General features: G+C 56.8%; 17 protein-coding genes and 1 pseudogene. 8 read left to right on the forward strand and 10 right to left on the reverse strand.

The window, feature by feature from the left end; translation table 11 throughout:
• Together AB1Z34_RS02330 and AB1Z34_RS02335 are read right to left on the reverse strand one after the other, a co-directional pair.
• Window positions 1-344: pseudogene (locus tag AB1Z34_RS02330) on the reverse strand (IS256 family transposase); the annotation flags it as partial.
• Window positions 345-755: 411 nt separating this feature from the next.
• Entirely contained in the window at window positions 756-1,253 is a 498-nt protein-coding gene (locus AB1Z34_RS02335) for a ferritin (RefSeq protein WP_150963133.1), read from the reverse strand.
• A gap of 103 nt (window positions 1,254-1,356) precedes the next feature.
• Here AB1Z34_RS02335 and AB1Z34_RS02340 point away from each other — a divergent pair, with 103 nt between their 5' ends.
• The 3 genes from AB1Z34_RS02340 to msrB are packed head-to-tail and all read left to right on the forward strand — an operon-like array spanning window position 1,357 to window position 3,987.
• Window positions 1,357-2,169, forward strand: coding sequence for a dihydrofolate reductase family protein (locus tag AB1Z34_RS02340; RefSeq protein WP_367157835.1), 813 nt, complete (start codon window positions 1,357-1,359; stop codon window positions 2,167-2,169).
• Window positions 2,170-2,180: 11 nt separating this feature from the next.
• Window positions 2,181-3,569: a glycosyltransferase family 87 protein gene (locus tag AB1Z34_RS02345; protein WP_253689036.1), complete on the forward strand. Its 1,389-nt coding sequence runs from the start codon at window positions 2,181-2,183 to the stop codon at window positions 3,567-3,569.
• Window positions 3,562-3,987, forward strand: a complete 426-nt coding sequence (gene msrB / locus AB1Z34_RS02350) for a peptide-methionine (R)-S-oxide reductase MsrB (RefSeq protein WP_048733231.1) — start codon at window positions 3,562-3,564, stop codon at window positions 3,985-3,987. Before AB1Z34_RS02345 ends, msrB begins: the two co-directional genes overlap by 8 nt.
• A gap of 91 nt (window positions 3,988-4,078) precedes the next feature.
• Here msrB and hemQ read toward each other — a convergent pair whose 3' ends face one another.
• The 3 genes from hemQ to hemE form a co-directional block, all read right to left on the reverse strand.
• Complete coding sequence (hemQ, locus tag AB1Z34_RS02355; protein WP_049173031.1) at window positions 4,079-4,777, reverse strand: hydrogen peroxide-dependent heme synthase; 699 nt, start codon at window positions 4,775-4,777, stop codon at window positions 4,079-4,081.
• 84 nt (window positions 4,778-4,861) lie between these two features.
• Window positions 4,862-6,340: a protoporphyrinogen oxidase gene (gene hemG, locus AB1Z34_RS02360; RefSeq protein ID WP_101688167.1), complete on the reverse strand. Its 1,479-nt coding sequence runs from the start codon at window positions 6,338-6,340 to the stop codon at window positions 4,862-4,864.
• Window positions 6,341-6,445: 105 nt separating this feature from the next.
• Entirely contained in the window at window positions 6,446-7,555 is a 1,110-nt protein-coding gene (gene hemE / locus AB1Z34_RS02365; protein WP_367157836.1) for a uroporphyrinogen decarboxylase, read from the reverse strand.
• A 134-nt stretch (window positions 7,556-7,689) separates the two neighbouring features.
• Here hemE and AB1Z34_RS02370 point away from each other — a divergent pair, with 134 nt between their 5' ends.
• Window positions 7,690-8,280, forward strand: coding sequence for a DUF3000 domain-containing protein (locus tag AB1Z34_RS02370; RefSeq protein WP_367157837.1), 591 nt, complete (start codon window positions 7,690-7,692; stop codon window positions 8,278-8,280).
• A gap of 24 nt (window positions 8,281-8,304) precedes the next feature.
• A complete protein-coding gene (locus AB1Z34_RS02375; RefSeq protein ID WP_048733241.1) occupies window positions 8,305-9,606 on the forward strand; it encodes an HRDC domain-containing protein in 1,302 nt (433 codons plus the stop codon).
• On the opposite strand, the gene AB1Z34_RS02380 is transcribed toward AB1Z34_RS02375, so the two are convergent.
• The 3 genes from AB1Z34_RS02380 to dut form a co-directional block, all read right to left on the reverse strand.
• Window positions 9,607-10,872, reverse strand: coding sequence for a class I SAM-dependent RNA methyltransferase (locus AB1Z34_RS02380; protein ID WP_016422659.1), 1,266 nt, complete (start codon window positions 10,870-10,872; stop codon window positions 9,607-9,609).
• 134 nt (window positions 10,873-11,006) lie between these two features.
• A complete protein-coding gene (locus AB1Z34_RS02385) occupies window positions 11,007-11,786 on the reverse strand; it encodes a DUF3710 domain-containing protein (protein WP_070602519.1) in 780 nt (259 codons plus the stop codon).
• Between the two features lie 118 nt (window positions 11,787-11,904).
• Complete coding sequence (gene dut / locus AB1Z34_RS02390; protein WP_048733249.1) at window positions 11,905-12,357, reverse strand: dUTP diphosphatase; 453 nt, start codon at window positions 12,355-12,357, stop codon at window positions 11,905-11,907.
• 166 nt (window positions 12,358-12,523) lie between these two features.
• On the opposite strand from dut, the gene AB1Z34_RS02395 reads away from it, so the two are divergent.
• Complete coding sequence (locus AB1Z34_RS02395) at window positions 12,524-13,000, forward strand: DUF3093 domain-containing protein (protein WP_048733250.1); 477 nt, start codon at window positions 12,524-12,526, stop codon at window positions 12,998-13,000.
• Window positions 13,001-13,108: 108 nt separating this feature from the next.
• On the opposite strand, the gene AB1Z34_RS02400 is transcribed toward AB1Z34_RS02395, so the two are convergent.
• Window positions 13,109-13,405: a DUF4193 family protein gene (locus tag AB1Z34_RS02400; protein WP_016422655.1), complete on the reverse strand. Its 297-nt coding sequence runs from the start codon at window positions 13,403-13,405 to the stop codon at window positions 13,109-13,111.
• A 203-nt stretch (window positions 13,406-13,608) separates the two neighbouring features.
• Between AB1Z34_RS02400 and AB1Z34_RS02405 the strand changes: the two genes are divergently transcribed.
• Window positions 13,609-14,217, forward strand: coding sequence for a LytR C-terminal domain-containing protein (locus AB1Z34_RS02405; protein ID WP_160310003.1), 609 nt, complete (start codon window positions 13,609-13,611; stop codon window positions 14,215-14,217).
• A gap of 9 nt (window positions 14,218-14,226) precedes the next feature.
• Here the strand turns inward: AB1Z34_RS02405 and AB1Z34_RS02410 are convergent, their stop codons facing one another.
• Window positions 14,227-15,120, reverse strand: a complete 894-nt coding sequence (locus AB1Z34_RS02410; protein WP_246819566.1) for an inositol monophosphatase family protein — start codon at window positions 15,118-15,120, stop codon at window positions 14,227-14,229.
• Window positions 15,121-15,238: 118 nt separating this feature from the next.
• Here AB1Z34_RS02410 and ppgK point away from each other — a divergent pair, with 118 nt between their 5' ends.
• Complete coding sequence (gene ppgK, locus AB1Z34_RS02415; RefSeq protein ID WP_367157838.1) at window positions 15,239-15,994, forward strand: polyphosphate--glucose phosphotransferase; 756 nt, start codon at window positions 15,239-15,241, stop codon at window positions 15,992-15,994.
• Window positions 15,995-16,317: the final 323 nt, after the last annotated feature.

A 16,317-nucleotide genomic window follows, 5' to 3' on the forward strand; every position in this document is an offset into this window, starting at 1 on the left:
AGGCATCCGGACTTTAGATAGGTCGCGTCGAGGAAGATTTGGTCATGGATGCGGAATGAGTCGATGGTGGGTGTGGGGATGATCCACCAGCACCATCGGAATCGGTGGTGCATGGTTTGCCTGGTTACGCCATGGTGTGCGGCGAAGGTGGTTAGAGATTGGGTGCCGGTGGCCCATTGGATGAACAAAGCCATGGTGGCGGTGTTTTTGTTGTGGGTTTGGGTGTTGCGGGTAAAGGAGTGTCCGCAGTGGGTGCAGCGCCAACGGGTGGTTGATTTGCTGGTGGTGCCGTTTTTCTTTGTGTTGTTGCCGCATAGTGGGCAGCTGGGGCGGTTGGTGGTCATCCTTTAATCCAACCGGTGTGCGGTTAGCACAAATGTGGCCGGAGGTGCGGGATGGTGTGGGTAATAGCTTTCGGGGAGCTATTCTTTGGTGATTTGTGGTGTGTGGTCTGGGGTTATGGTGGCATGCGGACACACTTTTCTTTACTTAACCCCCTACCGCTCCCCCGGGTTAAGCAGGAAAAATATTGTCCGGCGGGCGTCTCGGCTGGCAGGTTTTCCAATTCGGCGAGCTTTGCTGAGCAGCTCGCTCGTCTAAATGCTATGGACGGTCAGCCCATGACAGCTCCCCGAATTTCGGTTTGGCTGGACGCCAAGCCCATCAATTGATACCCCAGCTAAATAGAAATGACCGCCCTAGGCAGTTAGCCCCAGGGCGGTCATTTCTATCCAAACTGCGAACCGAGCTCGATATTAAGCTGCGTCGCGAGCGCCAAGCTCCCGGTCGATACGCAGCAGGCCAGCACCGTTGTCGCCAACGATCTCCAGGCGACCGATGATGCCACGCACGGTGTCCTCTTCCTCAATCTGCTCAACCACGAAGCTGTCCAGCAGCGGGCGGGAGTCGAGATCACCCTCGCTATCAGCAAGCTTGCGGAGGTTACGGATAGATGCCGAAACCTTCTCTTCATGCTCGAGAGCAATGCGGAATGCATCGATTGCGGAAGTGACCTTCACCTCCGGTGCGTCGACAGCACCAATCTGCGGGTGGTTGTCGCGAGCATCGAGGTGTGCGATGAACTGATTCGCGTGATCAACTTCCTCATCCGCCTGTGCACGCATCCAGTCTGCCATGCCGGAGAGATCCAGCAGGTCCAGCTCGATTGCCAGCTGGCGGTAGACGTGGGAAGCGGTGAGCTCCATAGTGATCTGGTCGTTGAATGCCTTCTCAAGAGTATCTGTTAGTCGCATGCCCCTACTATAAGTCCAACCCTTATAAATGACAACGATTATAACACTTCCCTTATAAGCCAGGCCTTGCCTATTCTGCAATCGTCGGCTTAACCTCGGCGGTATGGCTACACTCACCTCCGTAAGCCCATCGACCGACGAAATTCTGCAGTTTCTTTCTCGACCTGCGCAAACGACACATGATACAGCGGCGGCGTCTCACAACACCTCCACCGTCACGGCCATCGCCGTCACCAGCTTGGACGGACGCGGCGCCGTCGAAGGCACCTCGGGCCAGCTTGGCAACGACACCGATGCCACAGTTTTCAACACGCTTCGCGCGCTTGCCGACGTCGTTTTCGTTGGTACAGGCACCATTGCGTCCGAGGGGTACGGGCCAGTTGAGATACCGGAGTACCTAGAGGCCGTTCGACAGAAGCTAGGTCGCTCCGAGCACGTGGCGATGTCCACACTTTCGCGCTCGTTGGATCTAGATATAGAATCCGACTTTTTCGCGAATGCAGAAGTCAATCCTCCGATAATCTTCACCCCGACTGAGGACGCTTTTAATGATGAAGGAGCAAAGACCGCTCACAAGAACAAAGCTAAAAAGATGGAGTCGGCCGGGGCTCGCGTCGTTAAGCTCCCTAACCCCTCGGTAAAAGCGGCGTTAACCTGGCTGGCTGAACATGGGTATCGGGACATTGTCGTAGAGGGTGGACCGACGATGTATCGAGAAGCATTCAAAAACGGGTGCGTCGACGAACTGTTCCTGACGTTGTCGCCGATGTGGGTGGGTAACGGTCCCCTGACTTTCGGAGAGAACGACCCTGATGAGGACTCGAACTCGACGAACCCGCAGGCTTTTGAAGTGCGGGATATCCTGCATTCCGACTCACACATCTTCCTACGCTATTCCCGCAGCTTCACCCAGTAGGGTGGAGTATTGTGAGTAAACCAAAAATCGACGTGAGCGCAAGCGCAACGGCATTAACGCAAACGTCCAAGGACACGCCAGAGACAAATTCGGTGGCAACACGCCCTCTGTCTCGGCACGTGTCGCGAGGACTCAGCGCTTTCTTGTGGCCTATCGCAGCTGTGGTGGTTTTTCACCGCACCTGGGTTTTGCCGAAAGACGTTTCTGGCACAGATGACTTTACGACGGTCTGGTCGGCAATTAATCGATTCGTATCGCAGGTACCCGTTTATTCGGAAGACTACGTAACAGCCGATCCGCACTATCTGTATTCCCCAGGCGCTACCCTACTTTTAGCCCCGATTGATTTGTTCGGCTCGCTTGAATCGGGCCGAATCTGGTTTGCGGTATTTCAGTCAGCTGCAATCATTGCGGCAATTGTGTTGTTACTCAGGTGGCTTGGTATTGCGCGCTCTGGCCCCATCATTCCAGCGTCGATAGCACTGCTCTACCTCACGGAACCCGTTACCAACACCCTTGATTTTACGAACGTCAACGGTTCACTGTTCCTTGCATTAGTGCTGTTTTTTATTGCACTGACCGAGCGACGCAATATCCTAGCCGGCCTGATTATCGGTATCGCAATCACCATTAAGCCCGTATTCTTGCCAATGCTGTTCCTACCGTTTATGCGCAGGCAGTTCTCTACGGTACTGACCAGTATCGGGGTGGTAATTGCAGCCAATGTCATTGCGTGGCCGCTCATGGTCCAACCACGTGACTACCTAGATATCACTATCCCCTACCTGGGAGTTGTCCGTGACTTTGCAAATGCTTCACTGACTGGACAGCTTGTTTGGCTGGGCGCCCACCCGACACTGATTTTGCTGTGGCAAATCTTTTTCGGCATTTTCGTCTTGGTATCTGTCGTGCTCCTTCTTCGCTGGCTCGAAAGGGATGAGATATTCTGGATTGCTACGACTTCCGGAGTTCTCTTCACCGGCGCGTTCTTCCTTTCCAGCCTGGGACAGCAGTACTACTCGATGACGCTCTTGCCAATGGTTCTCACCGTGCTTCGCCCATTGGTTTTGGCTCGCGACAATGAAGGAAATATTGGTTCGACTGTCATGTTGAATTGGGGCGCAGGACTTGGAGTCGTACTCTGTTTCTTCTACGCCAATTGGTGGATTGATGAAGATGACCTCTTTTTCCCGTGGTTCACGGTTGCAATCGGCGGTATTGGATGGGCCGTTCTTATACTCTCCATCACGGCAGCACTCATTCGAATGACGATTGTGGATGCCGTCAATGGGCGTAGCTTTGCATCCGGCTTCAGCTGGCTGAGCGGCTGGAAGATAGCAGGCAGGAAGCCTAATCACGAATCTGATCTCAAGTCTGAGGAGGCTATTCAGAATGGTTGACTCGCATAGCGAAGACTGGAATCTGAGCGAAGAAGAATGGCGCGAACGCCTCAGTGCCGCGGAGTACCAGGTTTTGCGTCAGGCAGGTACTGAACGCGCCTTCACCGGTGAGTACACCGATACCAAGACTCAAGGTGTCTACCGCTGCCGGGCCTGTGGTTACGAGCTGTTTCGGTCGAACGAGAAGTTCGACTCTCACTGCGGTTGGCCATCCTTCTTCTCTCCACTAGCAGGAGACCGCATTATTGAGCGCCGAGACACGAGTCTCGGCATGGTCCGTACCGAAGTGCTGTGCAGTCGTTGCAAGTCTCACCTCGGCCACGTCTTTGAGGGTGAGGGATACAATACTCCGACCGACCTGCGTTATTGCATCAATTCAATTTCACTCACGCTGGAACCGGACAAGACGGCTGAATAACTAGATAGAGAAGCAGCGCCGCTGGTCAAAATCCCGTCAGTTAACGGGGCTTGACCAGCGGCGCTGCTGATTCTCTCGTTGATTGCGTGAGCTACGGCAGAACGTTGATGATCTCTGCGATGTCATCGACGCGACGTCCCGTGTGGAACGGAATCTCTTCGCGGACGTGCAGACGAGCCTCGGTGTAACGCATCTTCCACATCAAGTCCACAATGCGGTCGAGCTCCGGCCCCTCGAATGCAAGGATCCACTCGTAGTCACCGAGTGCGAACGCCGGGACAGTATTGGCGCGCACATCCGGGTAGTCACGACCGGCCATACCGTGTTCAGCAAGGATGCGGCGTCGCTCGGTCGGCTCCAGCAGGTACCAGTCGTAGGAACGAACGAAGGGGTAAACCGCAATCCATCGTCCCGGCTCTTCACCCATGATGAACGACGGCAGGTGCGACTTGTTGAACTCAGCTGGACGGTGCAGCGCAGCGTTCGACCAGTGCGGAGTGGATGCCTTGCCCAGCGGAGTCTCGCGCAGGAAGGCGTTGTAGAACGCCTGCAGGTCTTCCAGCTTCTCTGCGTGGATCCAGAACATGAAGTCGGCTTCAGCACGCATGGCCGAAACATCGTAGAAACCACGGATGATCAGATCAGTGTCTTCGTAACGAGCCAGGAATTCCTTGGTCTTAGCCACTGCCTCTTCGCGGTTATCACCGAGTGCACCTGGGGTCACCTTGAAGGCAGACCACATGGTGTAGCGGATGGTGTCGTTGAGCTTCTTGAAATCGAGCTTGGTCATTAGTTGTCTCCTAGTTCGGTTGAAAGGTTTGTTTAAAAACGATGGGTCAGCGCCAGTTTCGTACTCAGCACCAATCTCGCAGCTTTATGCCAGCTCCGCAGCAATCTTGCTGGCCGCAGCCTTGGCGTTGGAGATACATTCCGGAATGCCCGGGCCACTGAGCCACGCCCCTGTTGCTGCAAGCTTAGGCACCTCGGCCAAATCCTGGCGAGCAAAATCCATCAGGCCTCCATGCCCCATATCGAAGCGTGGAATCCCCGCCCACCAACGCTGGACGAAAACCGCTGTCGGTTCGGCATCAAAGCCAGTCGCCTTAGCCAAATCTGCTTTTGCCCTGGCGATGAGGTCCTCGTCGCTACGATGCACGTGCGAGTCATCATCAAAACGGCCGAAGCTTGCCCTCACAACGGCACCGTAGCGCTCACCAATATGTGGCCACTTCCGGGACGACACTGTAAAAGCTTTCGCGGACAGGTCAGCACCAATCTCGCACAACACGCCGTTGATCTCCGGCAGTCCTTCCGACGAGTCGAAACACATACCGACCACCGCCGAGTTCGACGTGTCTACCCCACCAATGAGCTCGGCCGCCTCTGGCGCAAGATTGCTCAACAGCTCCGATGTGGTTGCAGAAGGTGCCGCCACGACAACACCGTCGACGTCGATAGTGCTAATGCTCGTGCCGCTTTCCGACGGCAGTTCCACTGTCACCTCAAAGCCGTTGTCATGCTGCCGCAGACCAGTAGCCTTCGTCGACAAGAGGAGTTCGGCTGCCGATTCGTCGACAAGCGTGTTGTAGAGAACCTCGAAGCCATCGCGGAACGTTTGGAAGACCACCGGCCGCTTCGTCTTCGTCGAGTCTGTCGCAGCCTCACTGCTCAGACGCGCCTGCTGCGCCTGCTTACGTGCTTCCAGAACGCGCTGGACAGCGCCGGTGAGGCTGACATGATCACCGGCACTGGCCATTTCATCAAGCGCTGCCGCCAGCTGTGGGATGGTCGCACGCAGGCCCAGGTCGTATGCGGTGGTTGAGTAGACGCCTCCGAGCAGCGGGGAGACGATGCGGTCAACGACTTCCTCACCGAGCCGCGCCGCGACCAGCTGGCCGACATTCATGTCGTCTCCCAGTACCCAGTGCAAGGCTGGAGTGAGCTCGGGGTTCGACTCGGCATCAATCTTGGCGAGGCTGGCCTCGCTGAGGAGGTAGCCCAACCCTTCTGAGCTTCCTGGAATACCGGTGACCGTGTTACGCGGAAGGTCCTTGAGTTCACCGCCAATGTAGAGCTTGGAAGGCAGCCCCGAAGGGGCGACTAGCTGATCTGCCAAACCGAGTTCCTTGAAAAACTCGGTGGCATCGTGACGGAACGCAAGGTACGCCTCAGCGCCCGCTTCAAGAGGGCCGTTAGCTCCTGGTCGAGTCTTCAGCTTGCCGCCAACCTGTGAACTGGACTCGATGACAATTATTCTTGCGGCGGGTCCGAGCTTTTTACGCAACTCATACGCTGCGGTCAGGCCGGAGATACCGCCACCTATGACGGCAATGGTAGAAGGTTGTGCAACCACGGTATTTCGTACGCTTTCTCTATGCCCGCGCCTCGAGCGGGCACGGTCGATAAGACTTGTAGGAAATTAGCTAGTGCGTGTTTTACACGCCTGTTGCGTCGGCTTTTACGTTGCGTGAATGATCTCAACGGCGCGCGTAATCGCGTCGGCATCGGTATTCGGTAGCACCCCGTGACCCAAGTTGAAGATATGTCCACGGGCGTCACCACGCTTAATTGCACGGTCCGCCTCAGAGCAGATGCGCTGAATCTCTTGGGTCATTGCATCTTCACCGGCAAAGAGAATCGCCGGGTCAAGGTTGCCCTGCAATGCAAGGCTGTTTTCCGCCGGGTCTGCGCCTCGGTGAACGTCGGAAAGCGTGGCACGAATGCGGTTGGCAGCAACGTCCAGTGGCACGCGCCAGTCGACGCCCATGACTTCTGGGCCGGCTTCAGCCATCGCACCGAGAAGCTCGCCGGTGCCCACACCGAAGTGGATGCGCGGAATGCCGGCGTCGGCGACAGCCTGGAAGATTTCCTTCGAGTACGGCAACACAAAGCGGCGGTAATCACGCTCGGTGAGATAGCCAGCCCAGGAGTCGAAGAGCTGAATAGCGTCCACACCAGCGCCAATCTGCGCGCGCAGGAAAGCAATCACCATCGGAGTGATTTTCTGCATCAGGTGATCCCACAATTCAGGGTCCGAGTGCATCAGCGCCTTAGTGCGCTCGTGATTGCGGGATGGACCGCCTTCAATCAGGTACGACGCCAAGGTGAACGGTGCACCGGCGAAACCAATGAGTGCCTGGGTATCAGTCAGCTCTTGCAGAATGAGGCCGATACCCTCGGCCACCGGAGCGAGTTGCTCTTCCGTGACTTCCGGTAGAGCCTTGATGTCTGCTTCCGAGCGCACCGGAGTATCCATTACTGGACCGCGGCCAGGAACAATATCCAGGTTGACACCCGCAGCCTTCAGCGGCACGACAATATCGGAAAAAAGAATCGCAGCATCAACGTCGTGCCTACGTACCGGCTGCATAGTAATCTCAGCGAGCAGTTCCGGACGGAAACAGGAGTCCAACATACCGATGTCCTTGCGCACCTCACGGTACTCAGGCAGTGAACGACCAGCTTGCCGCATAAACCACACCGGGCGGCGCGAAGGAGTTCGACCGTAAGCTGCATCAAGAATCGGGGCATCAGTCAAAGTGCGACGATTGTTCATACGGACAATCATGCCCCACTTACCTTAGAAATTGATATGTGGGGTACTAAGAACAGGAAATTCGCTCGCCCTGCTGTGCGTTTTCGACGAACCGCTTGGTCGCTTCCCACTCTTTTCGGCGCGCCTCCCACTAACGCAAGCGTCATATGGCTAAGTTCAGGTGCGTGAATGGAACCGATTCAATGCCACAGAACTTCCGCGCCGCGGTCCAGTCAATGCATTCTGCTGAACTGCGACCTGAGATTGCTCTGGGCACCGTTCGGCCACCGCAGAAGCTGGCACCGTTTAGCCACGCTGTCTCGCTTGAGGTCACGCAGCCCGAAGCTGATATCGTCCCTGAGTCCTCGGACGACGATGCCTTTGGTCGTTTAATTTTGCTCCATGACCCCCGCAGTGAGGAAACCTGGGACGGTGACATGCGCTTGGTTGCATACATCCAGGCGGATATGGATGCCTCCCTCGCGGAAGATCCGCTGCTTCCCCAGGTTGCCTGGCAATGGCTCACCGAGGCTCTGGCTGAGAACAACGCCGAACTGTCGAACTTGGGTGGCACGGTGACTACTACGAACTCTGTCCGCTACGGCGAGATTGGCGGCAAGCCACAGGCCTTTCAATTAGAAATGCGCGCATCGTGGACTGCTCGTGGCACCGACCTGCGCACTCATGTTGAATCCTTCGCTCAGGTACTAGCGAACGTCGCTGGTCTGCCACCCGTCGGCGTATCCCTGCTGGGCTGATACCGACGACCGAAGAGGCGTGCGATGAGCTCCGACGTGGAAACTAGTCCCGACGTAGAAGTAAGACTTGCCCCTGCCGAGGGAACTCCACGCGTGCTTTCCGACATCGACGACATTATTGACGCCGGAGAGCAGCTAGCCCAAGGACACGGTTGGCTCGCAGTCGATACTGAACGAGCCTCGGCATATCGCTACGACGACCGCGCCTTCCTGCTTCAATTTCGCCGCCGTGGAGCGGGCACCTTTCTCATTGATCCCGAAGACGGTCACAAGGCGATGGCCGTTTTCGGTTCCTCAGTCAACGACCTGACCTGGATCATTCACGCCGCTCATTCTGACCTTCCCTGCCTCGCAGCTCTGGGCCTCTACCCCACCAAAGTCATTGACACTGAGCTGGCCGGCCGGCTTCTCGGACTGGAGCGAGTCAATTTAGCAGCTCTGACGGAACGACTCCTCGGAGTTGGACTTGCCAAGGGGCACGGTCGAGAGGATTGGTCTACTCGTCCACTGCCAGCGGATTGGCTGGACTACGCAGCCCTGGATGTCGAGCTGCTCATCGAACTCGCCGAGGTTCTTTGTCAGGCGCTGACTGAGCTCGACCGTTTGGAATGGCTGGAACAGGAATGCGAACGCGAACTTGCTCTAAACCGTAAATACCTCGATGGTCTGCACGTCGGACACTCGTGGCAAGGACTCAAAGGCATTGGGAAGCTGCGCACTCCCGAACAACTTCACGTAGCCCGTGCACTGTGGACTGAGCGTGACGAAATCGCACAGCGCCGTGATGTCTCCCCAACACACGTCATGGGGCACAGCGTTCTGCGTGCAATCGCAGAACAACTCCCCGGTACGCAGCGTGAACTGACTGCAATCCGTGGATTTCCACGTCGCCGTCGCGGTGCTGCGGACGCTTGGTTGAAGGTCGTTAATGAAGCCCGTCAGGAACCAAGGTCGTCATGGCCGAAGCCCCAAAAGCCGCCACGGAACGAGATGCCCCACTTTCGACGTTGGGCTGAGCATGCCCCACAAGCCGCCGAAATTTTCGAAACCACGCGAGACTGCATCGACAACGTCTGTGCCCAAATACATCTGCGCAAAGACACACTCATCACTTCCGCGCAGACACGTGAACTGGTTTGGTGGATTCACAGCCGCGCAGTCGGCTCATTCGTTTTCCGCCACCACGACAACTACGCTGGCGGCCTGCCAGCCGTTACCGAAATCTCCGCTCACCTCAGCGAACAGGGTTTCCGCCCATGGCAGGCACATTTGCTTGCCGACGTGATCGGCGCCAACGTTCTTGCGCCCATGCGGCAGCCACTCTAGCTACAGCTGCTCCAGCACCGCGATGGTTTCAAAGTGATGCGTTAGACCAAATGCGTCCACGACCTCGAGGTGTTTGAACGCGTAGCCATAGTCAGCCCAGTACCGGGCATCGCGGGCAAAAGTCGCCGGATCGCAACCGAAATGTACGACCGTGCGTGGCTTGGCTTCTGCAATAGCGGCAATGGCATCCTTACCAGCACCGGAGCGCGGAGGGTCGAGAACGACGATATCCGGGTTTGGTGTTTCCGCATTAGCAACTTCGCGGCGCACTACCTTGGTGACATCCCCGGTTACGAACCGGACTGGTGCCGCAGGCGACGCATTTCCACTGTGGTCAGCTGCAGTGAAAGCCTTGCGCCCCGCCGTCGCGGCCGCGGCAAAACCCTCGACAGAGAGAATTGAACCCTCTGCGTCAACTAGCTTGCGCAGTGCCGCCGACAGAACGCCTGCGCCACCGTAAAGATCCCAACCGCAGGAGAAAGACTGACCAACCAACAGGTCGATGATGCGCGATCCATAGAACTCAGGGGCATGGCAATGGGCTTGCCAAAAACCGGTCGTCGGCACATCGAAAGTAATTCCGTGAACGGTGTGCTGTGTAGTTGGCTCGCCTTCAATCAACGTTTGCGTGCGGTTCCTGCCGCTGCCGGAAACGTATACAGCACTTCGGTTACCCTCCGTGTCCATGGCCACATGGAGTTCTCCTGGCTTCGGCTTCTTGCTCCCTCGACCGCGAGCAGGCTTAGCAACAGGGATGGTTCCGGCCGTCGAAAAGCCAGCGATGAGATTGGGAACTGTTTGGACGCACTCGGAGCCGATGACGAGCTCGTGGGAACGGGAACGACGTAATCCCGCTCGTCCCTGGGAATCCACACCCAGCCGCACGCGCGTGCGCCAACGGGAGGTCGGAGCCAGTGGAAGAACATCGATAGCTGGCAGCTCGTCGGCGGTGAAACGTCCAAGACGGCGCAGGCAATCGGTCAAGACATCAGCCTTGAGACGCGCCGCGTGCTCAGGATCAATAAAACCCCAGTCGCAACAGCCCGCGCCCTGCTGAGCTGCTTCGCAACGCTGCGAAATTCGATGCTCTGAGGCATCCAAAACCTCAACGACATTGCCGCGCCACAGCTTGGCATCAGGTTTGGCAATTTCGACAACAACGCGTTCGCCGGGGATACCGCCGGTGACGAAACCGATTCGTCCGTCGTAGCTGGCAATGAATTCTCCGCCGGCAGCGGGACGGTCAATAGTCACTTCGATGTTCACGCAGTGTGATACTACCCGCTGACAAGAGAAAAGCCGCCGTCGGGTGACGGCGGCGGGCAGTGCACAGTGGCGTCTGCAGATCCTTTTCTAACTGGTCAAGTAGCTAGCTTCTCTCTGCTGGCGGGTTGACCAAACTAATTGGTGGAGCCATCCGGGTTGATACCAGTAGCGCCTGGCACCTGCCCGGGTTCACCTTCAGCTTGGGCAGCCTGGGTCTGCTGCTGGTATGCCTGACGAATCTGCTCGGCCATCTGGGACGGCAGCGTAACCGGAAGCGGCTGACCTGCTGGCATCGGGTTTTCACCGCGAGAGACGAAGCTACGGGCAAGGAGACCGCGGGCGAGATCTGCGAGTTCCTCCGCCCGATCAGCCGGACCGGAAGCCGTCATGCGAAGCATCCAACGCGGGCCGTCGGCGCCGATGATTCGCATTTCCATATCGGAGGTGCGACCTACGACCTCAGAACCCCACGGCCCCTGCTCGACGTGGACATCGAGGCCATCGGACTCAAGACCGTCCTTGATTTCCTGAGCGGACTCCTCCCAGAGGCCGCCCGACGTCGGAGCAGCGAATGCTACAGGAGTTACGCGGCCATGCTCAGTGGCGACGTGCAGCATGGTTGGACCTGTCGGCCCCATCTCCACCTGAATATCACCAACGTGAGGAATAGGCAGCAGCATCGAACCGAGGTTCAGGCTGGCCTTCGCGAAGTCCGAAAAATCAAACTGCGTCGGGCTAGCGCTGTTGATATCGAAGGGGCCGTTTGCTGGTGCGTTCTCCGCGGCGGTTTCCGACGCGTCGTCATGCACGGTTGCGGTAGCCTCCTCAGAAGCTGGCGCCGCAGAGTCGGTGGTAACGGCCTCTGCCTCAGCAGCTGGTTCTTCTGGCTGGTTCTTCTTTCCAAATGGCCACATGGTGGTTTATTGACACCTCGCTAAAAAGAAATCTTTGTATACGCTTTTGTAAACGCTTTATTGAGCTCTTCACGCATTGAACCACACTTGGTAGGGTCCCCGCGTTGTCAGAGGCGTTTTAAAGCGTCGTGGACACTCCGGTTGACCCGTGACCGCCCGCGCCGCGTTCAGTTTCATCGAGCTCATCGACTTCCACCAGCGGGCTGAGCTCGACCTTCTGCACAACCAATTGGGCAATTCGATCGCCCTTGGCGATCTCCACCGCATTGGTCGGGTCCAAGTTGATCAGGCAGACTTTAAGCTCACCACGGTAACCGGCATCAATCGTGCCGGGAGCGTTGACGATGGACAGCCCCTTTTTGAAAGCCAATCCGGAGCGAGGATGAACCAATCCCACTGTGCCCGCCGGCAAAGCAATGGCAATACCGGTTCCCACGAGCGCCCGCTGCCCTGGTGCTAGGACGACATCCTCCACTGAGCTCAAATCCACACCGGCATCATCGGCATGCGCACGCTGGGGAATCACAGCGTCTTTAGCGAGCTTTTTCACTTGCACCGGGGCATAAGTCATTTCTTTGTATATCCTTCGCTGTCGCGTCTTTTAAGAACCGCACTTCGGCCTTGTCAGTACCGAGCATAGCCGTGCCCTAGAATGGATAACCGTGAGTGGAAAAGATAACCTGCAGCCTCGTCGCGGCGACAGCTCAGCATCCGTCTCTGAAGGTGCGGCAATAACAATGAGCTCGAGCGGAGATTCATCGATTGTCTATTCCGAAAAGCTCTGGGTTCCCTGGTGGTTCTGGGTACTCGGCGCTGCTGCCGTTTTTGTATGCACGGCCCAGATTGGCTTTAACCGTTCACCGATTTGGCTTGTCATCGGCGGCATTATTTGTCTGGCCGTGGGCGTGTGGGTGCTGTTGACTATGTCGAAGACCACGGTGTCCGTAGAAGTGGACAGCACTGGTGAACGCTGGCTTCACGCTGGCACGGCAGTTTTGCCAGCATCGGTTGTTGCCAAATCCCTGGTGGTCCCGAAGTCCGCGCAGCGCAATGCGTTGGGCCGTCAGCTCGATCCAGCAGCATTCCTGGTTACGCACACGTGGATTCCCACGATGGTACTGCTAGTCCTCGACGATCCGGACGACCCCACCCCCTATTGGCTGGTCTCCACCCGCCACCCCGAGGCACTACTTGACAGTTTCTTCGACCGCTAGGTCAAATCTCTCACCGCCGCTACACGCTTGCCGACGGTCCCAGCGCCGCCAGAACCGTGGTAGTGGCGGTTTTCCTTTTTCTAGGAAGCTATCCCGGCTGCGCGGGGATTAGGCACAGTCCTGGCAGATAGGGAATCCATCGCCGTTATCGATTGCGATCATCGAGCGGTGCATCACCATGAAGCAGGAGCCGCAGGTGAATTCATCCTCCCCCTTGGGGGCAACATCCATATCGAATTCTTCACCCGCGATGTCGGCGACCGGCAACTCGAACGGCTCGACAATTTCGCCGTCGTCAGTGTCGTCGATTTCCTTCTCAGCAGATGCAGCCTGAAGGCCCTCAAGGGAATCGGTCTCCAGCTCTTCGGTTTCACGAGTACGCGGGGCATCGTAGTTTACAGCCATGTCCCAAACCTTCTTTCTGGACCTTTGCTAGACATTGTGAACTGACTTTTTCTCGGAGAATACAACGCGTTGAGACGATTGACACCCTGTACTCTCCAGTGCCTTTCTCAGCGGATATTAAGGCAATTCACGCAATCTGTCATCTCTGCAGGTCAGAATAGGTTTCTATGCCTATTAGACGAGGAGACGATAACATGATGGCTATGAGTTCAGGCCCCGCGAGCATTACGAGCGCATCACATCGACGAAAAATTGTTCCCTACGTGGTGGTTTCCGTCGTTGCTGTAGTTATTGCCGCTACGTTGTGGGTGTTGGCATTCCGCAGCCAACCGGCAAGTTATCCGGTGTCCTGTTCCCTCCCCGCGGCTGGGGCCCCTGTTTCCTCCACCACGCTAATCGGAGAGCACGTCGTTCCACCGTCGGATGTTCATGTGCGCGTTTATAATGCCAACGGCAAAGTCGGCCAGGCTACAACCGTCGCCGAGCAATTGCGGCAGCTCGATTTTGTCCTCGATGAGCAGGTTCCCTACGGCAACGACCCTATTGTGGAAAACCAAGACCTCGGTTGCTTCGGCCAGCTGCGTTATGGCGAGGACTTCAATGGCCACGCCGCGGCGCTTCACGCTCTTTTCCCCTGCTTTGAGCTCATCCACGATGGTCGGCCGGATGCAACCGTCGATGTGTCGTTGGGTAAGGGGTTTAAGGATCTCGAAGTAGCCAGCCAGGTTGAGGAAACGATGTCCGCATTGAACCGTGGCGAACAAGCCGACCTAGAGGGTTTGAGCTCGTTAGGCTCGAGCACCTGCTCCTAGACCGACGCACTAATTCCTAGCCTTCGCGATAGCACCATCCAATGCCTCGAAGAACGCATCGGCAACTTCAGAGTTCGCCGCACCGACACCAAAGTCGAGCGGGTCTCCCTCCGGCTGGCCAGTAACGTTGGCACACTGAGTGAATTCCGGGACCCTAATCCTTGCGCCTGCTTCAGCCGCAATCAGAGCACCAGCTGCATAATCCCAAACCTTGATGTCGTGTTCGTAATACGCATCAACACGGCCGTGCGCCACCATGCACAAATCCAGCGCCGCCGATCCCATGCGCCGAATATCTCGACACTCCCCCAGCAACTGCGACGCTATCCGGCCCTGCACCTGCCGGAGACTAGCGGAATAGCTGAATCCCGTTGCCACAAGTGTCTTTTCCAGCTCGGCCGTTGGGGAACAACTAAGCGTCTGCACAGTGCCGTCCCGTCGAGAAACCTGAGCGCCCTCTCCCTTAGCTGCACTGTAAATCTCTCCCGAGGACGCATTTGCCACTGCACCCGCCACTACCTCATCGCCTACGGCGCAAGCGATACTCACAGCAAAATTGGGCATGCCGTAGAGGAAATTCACCGTACCGTCGATGGGGTCTACAATCCAGGTCACCGCTTCGCCCTCGTTGGCAGCCTGCGCTGGGGAACTCGCGCCGTCGTAAAGCCCGCCTTCTTCGCCCAAAATGCGGTCAGAGCTGCTAAACGTCTTGATAAGCGAACGAATGAGCTCCTCAGATTCACGGTCGACGACGGTGACGGGGTCTACAGCTGAAGACTTCGTTTCGGAGCTTGCTAAAACGCCATCGGAGCCGAGTTCGACCCGACGACTGGCGATGTGCGCCGCGGCTGCGCGGGCGATAAGTACCGCGCGATCGCGCAATTCCCTGACGCTGGGTCGCACGGAACCGGGGCTATTCGACGCACTAAACCCCCTATTATCTGCCCTGCTAGCGAGTTGTTCGGTGCCACGCGAGTTAATGCTCATGCCCCCATTGTGTCTGTTTCGTACAATTTGAGCTATGGGACAACGAATTGGATTTGGCATCGACGTCGGAGGCTCTGGAATCAAGGGTGGCCGCGTGGACCTTGATACTGGGCAGCTTATTGGTGACCGCATTAAGGTTTTCACGCCACAGCCGGCAACTCCGGAAGCGGTTGCGGAGACCATTGCAGAAATTGTGGACATTGCGAAGTGGGATTCCGATGTCGGCATCACGATTCCGTCCGTCGTACAGAATCAGATTGCCTTGCTGGCCGCCAATATTGACGGTTCTTGGGTTAATACGAACTGCCAAGAGCTCTTCGCTAAATACCTGCCCAACAACAAGGCACACGTGCTTAACGACGCTGACGCTGCCGGCCTCGCTGAAGTCCAGTTTGGCGATCCGGGCAATAAGACAGGCGCCGTGTTGTTGCTAACTTTTGGTACAGGCATCGGCTCGGCGCTTATTCATGACGGACTGCTCTACCCCAATTCGGAGTTAGGCCACCTCATCATTGATGGCATGGAGGCCGAACACTTTGCATCCGCGAGAGTTAAGGATGTGGAGGGGCTCGGCTTCGAAGAGTGGGCTGAGCGCGTGAGCAAGGTACTTAAGACCTACGAGGCGCTGTTTTGGCCGTCACGGATCATCGTCGGCGGCGGAATCAGTCGCGAACACGAAAAGTGGATTCCGCTGTTGACATGTAAGACTCCAGTTGTCCCCGCAAGTCTGGATAATAATGCGGGTATTGCTGGCGCTGCCTTTGCAGCTGACCAGGGACTTTACCCTTAACCACTTTCATTTCTTATATGGGGATTGGCAGCTACGTGTCGGGCGTGACACGTGCTTGAAACCATGCCCCGTGGCGGCGATTTTCAGAATTGGTTTACAATAAGAAGTTGACTCACGGCAAGGTTGAATAATCAACAGGCTCGAGGAGGATTGGGAAAATCGAATTCCAGCGCACTGCTTCGATGAGGATTTTCACCGATTACTTCTTCGCTAGGAGCCAGAAAGCAACACTGATGACCGTGGCACGAAAAGGTCAGCTCTGAATGTTTTCCATTCGGCTAGTTGGCTATAGACGAAGTAAAGGCGCACCACTGGCGCGTTGA

Origin of the sequence: Corynebacterium sp. 045007, from assembly GCF_040743205.1 — a bacterium.
Taxonomy (GTDB): domain Bacteria; phylum Actinomycetota; class Actinomycetes; order Mycobacteriales; family Mycobacteriaceae; genus Corynebacterium; species Corynebacterium jeikeium_D.

Bases quoted from the DNA above. Each gene is read 5' to 3' on its own strand.
- AB1Z34_RS02335 (WP_150963133.1), bottom strand. From the start codon at position 1,253: ATGCGACTAACAGATACTCTTGAGAAGGCATTCAACGACCAGATCACT.
- AB1Z34_RS02340 (WP_367157835.1), top strand. From the start codon at position 1,357: ATGGCTACACTCACCTCCGTAAGCCCATCGACCGACGAAATTCTGCAG.
- msrB (WP_048733231.1), top strand. From the start codon at position 3,562: ATGGTTGACTCGCATAGCGAAGACTGGAATCTGAGCGAAGAAGAATGG.
- hemQ (WP_049173031.1), bottom strand. From the start codon at position 4,777: ATGACCAAGCTCGATTTCAAGAAGCTCAACGACACCATCCGCTACACC.
- hemE (WP_367157836.1), bottom strand. From the start codon at position 7,555: ATGATTGTCCGTATGAACAATCGTCGCACTTTGACTGATGCCCCGATT.
- AB1Z34_RS02370 (WP_367157837.1), top strand. From the start codon at position 7,690: ATGGCTAAGTTCAGGTGCGTGAATGGAACCGATTCAATGCCACAGAAC.
- AB1Z34_RS02375 (WP_048733241.1), top strand. From the start codon at position 8,305: ATGAGCTCCGACGTGGAAACTAGTCCCGACGTAGAAGTAAGACTTGCC.
- AB1Z34_RS02385 (WP_070602519.1), bottom strand. From the start codon at position 11,786: ATGTGGCCATTTGGAAAGAAGAACCAGCCAGAAGAACCAGCTGCTGAG.
- dut (WP_048733249.1), bottom strand. From the start codon at position 12,357: ATGACTTATGCCCCGGTGCAAGTGAAAAAGCTCGCTAAAGACGCTGTG.
- AB1Z34_RS02395 (WP_048733250.1), top strand. From the start codon at position 12,524: ATGAGCTCGAGCGGAGATTCATCGATTGTCTATTCCGAAAAGCTCTGG.
- AB1Z34_RS02400 (WP_016422655.1), bottom strand. From the start codon at position 13,405: ATGGCTGTAAACTACGATGCCCCGCGTACTCGTGAAACCGAAGAGCTG.
- AB1Z34_RS02405 (WP_160310003.1), top strand. From the start codon at position 13,609: ATGAGTTCAGGCCCCGCGAGCATTACGAGCGCATCACATCGACGAAAA.
- ppgK (WP_367157838.1), top strand. From the start codon at position 15,239: ATGGGACAACGAATTGGATTTGGCATCGACGTCGGAGGCTCTGGAATC.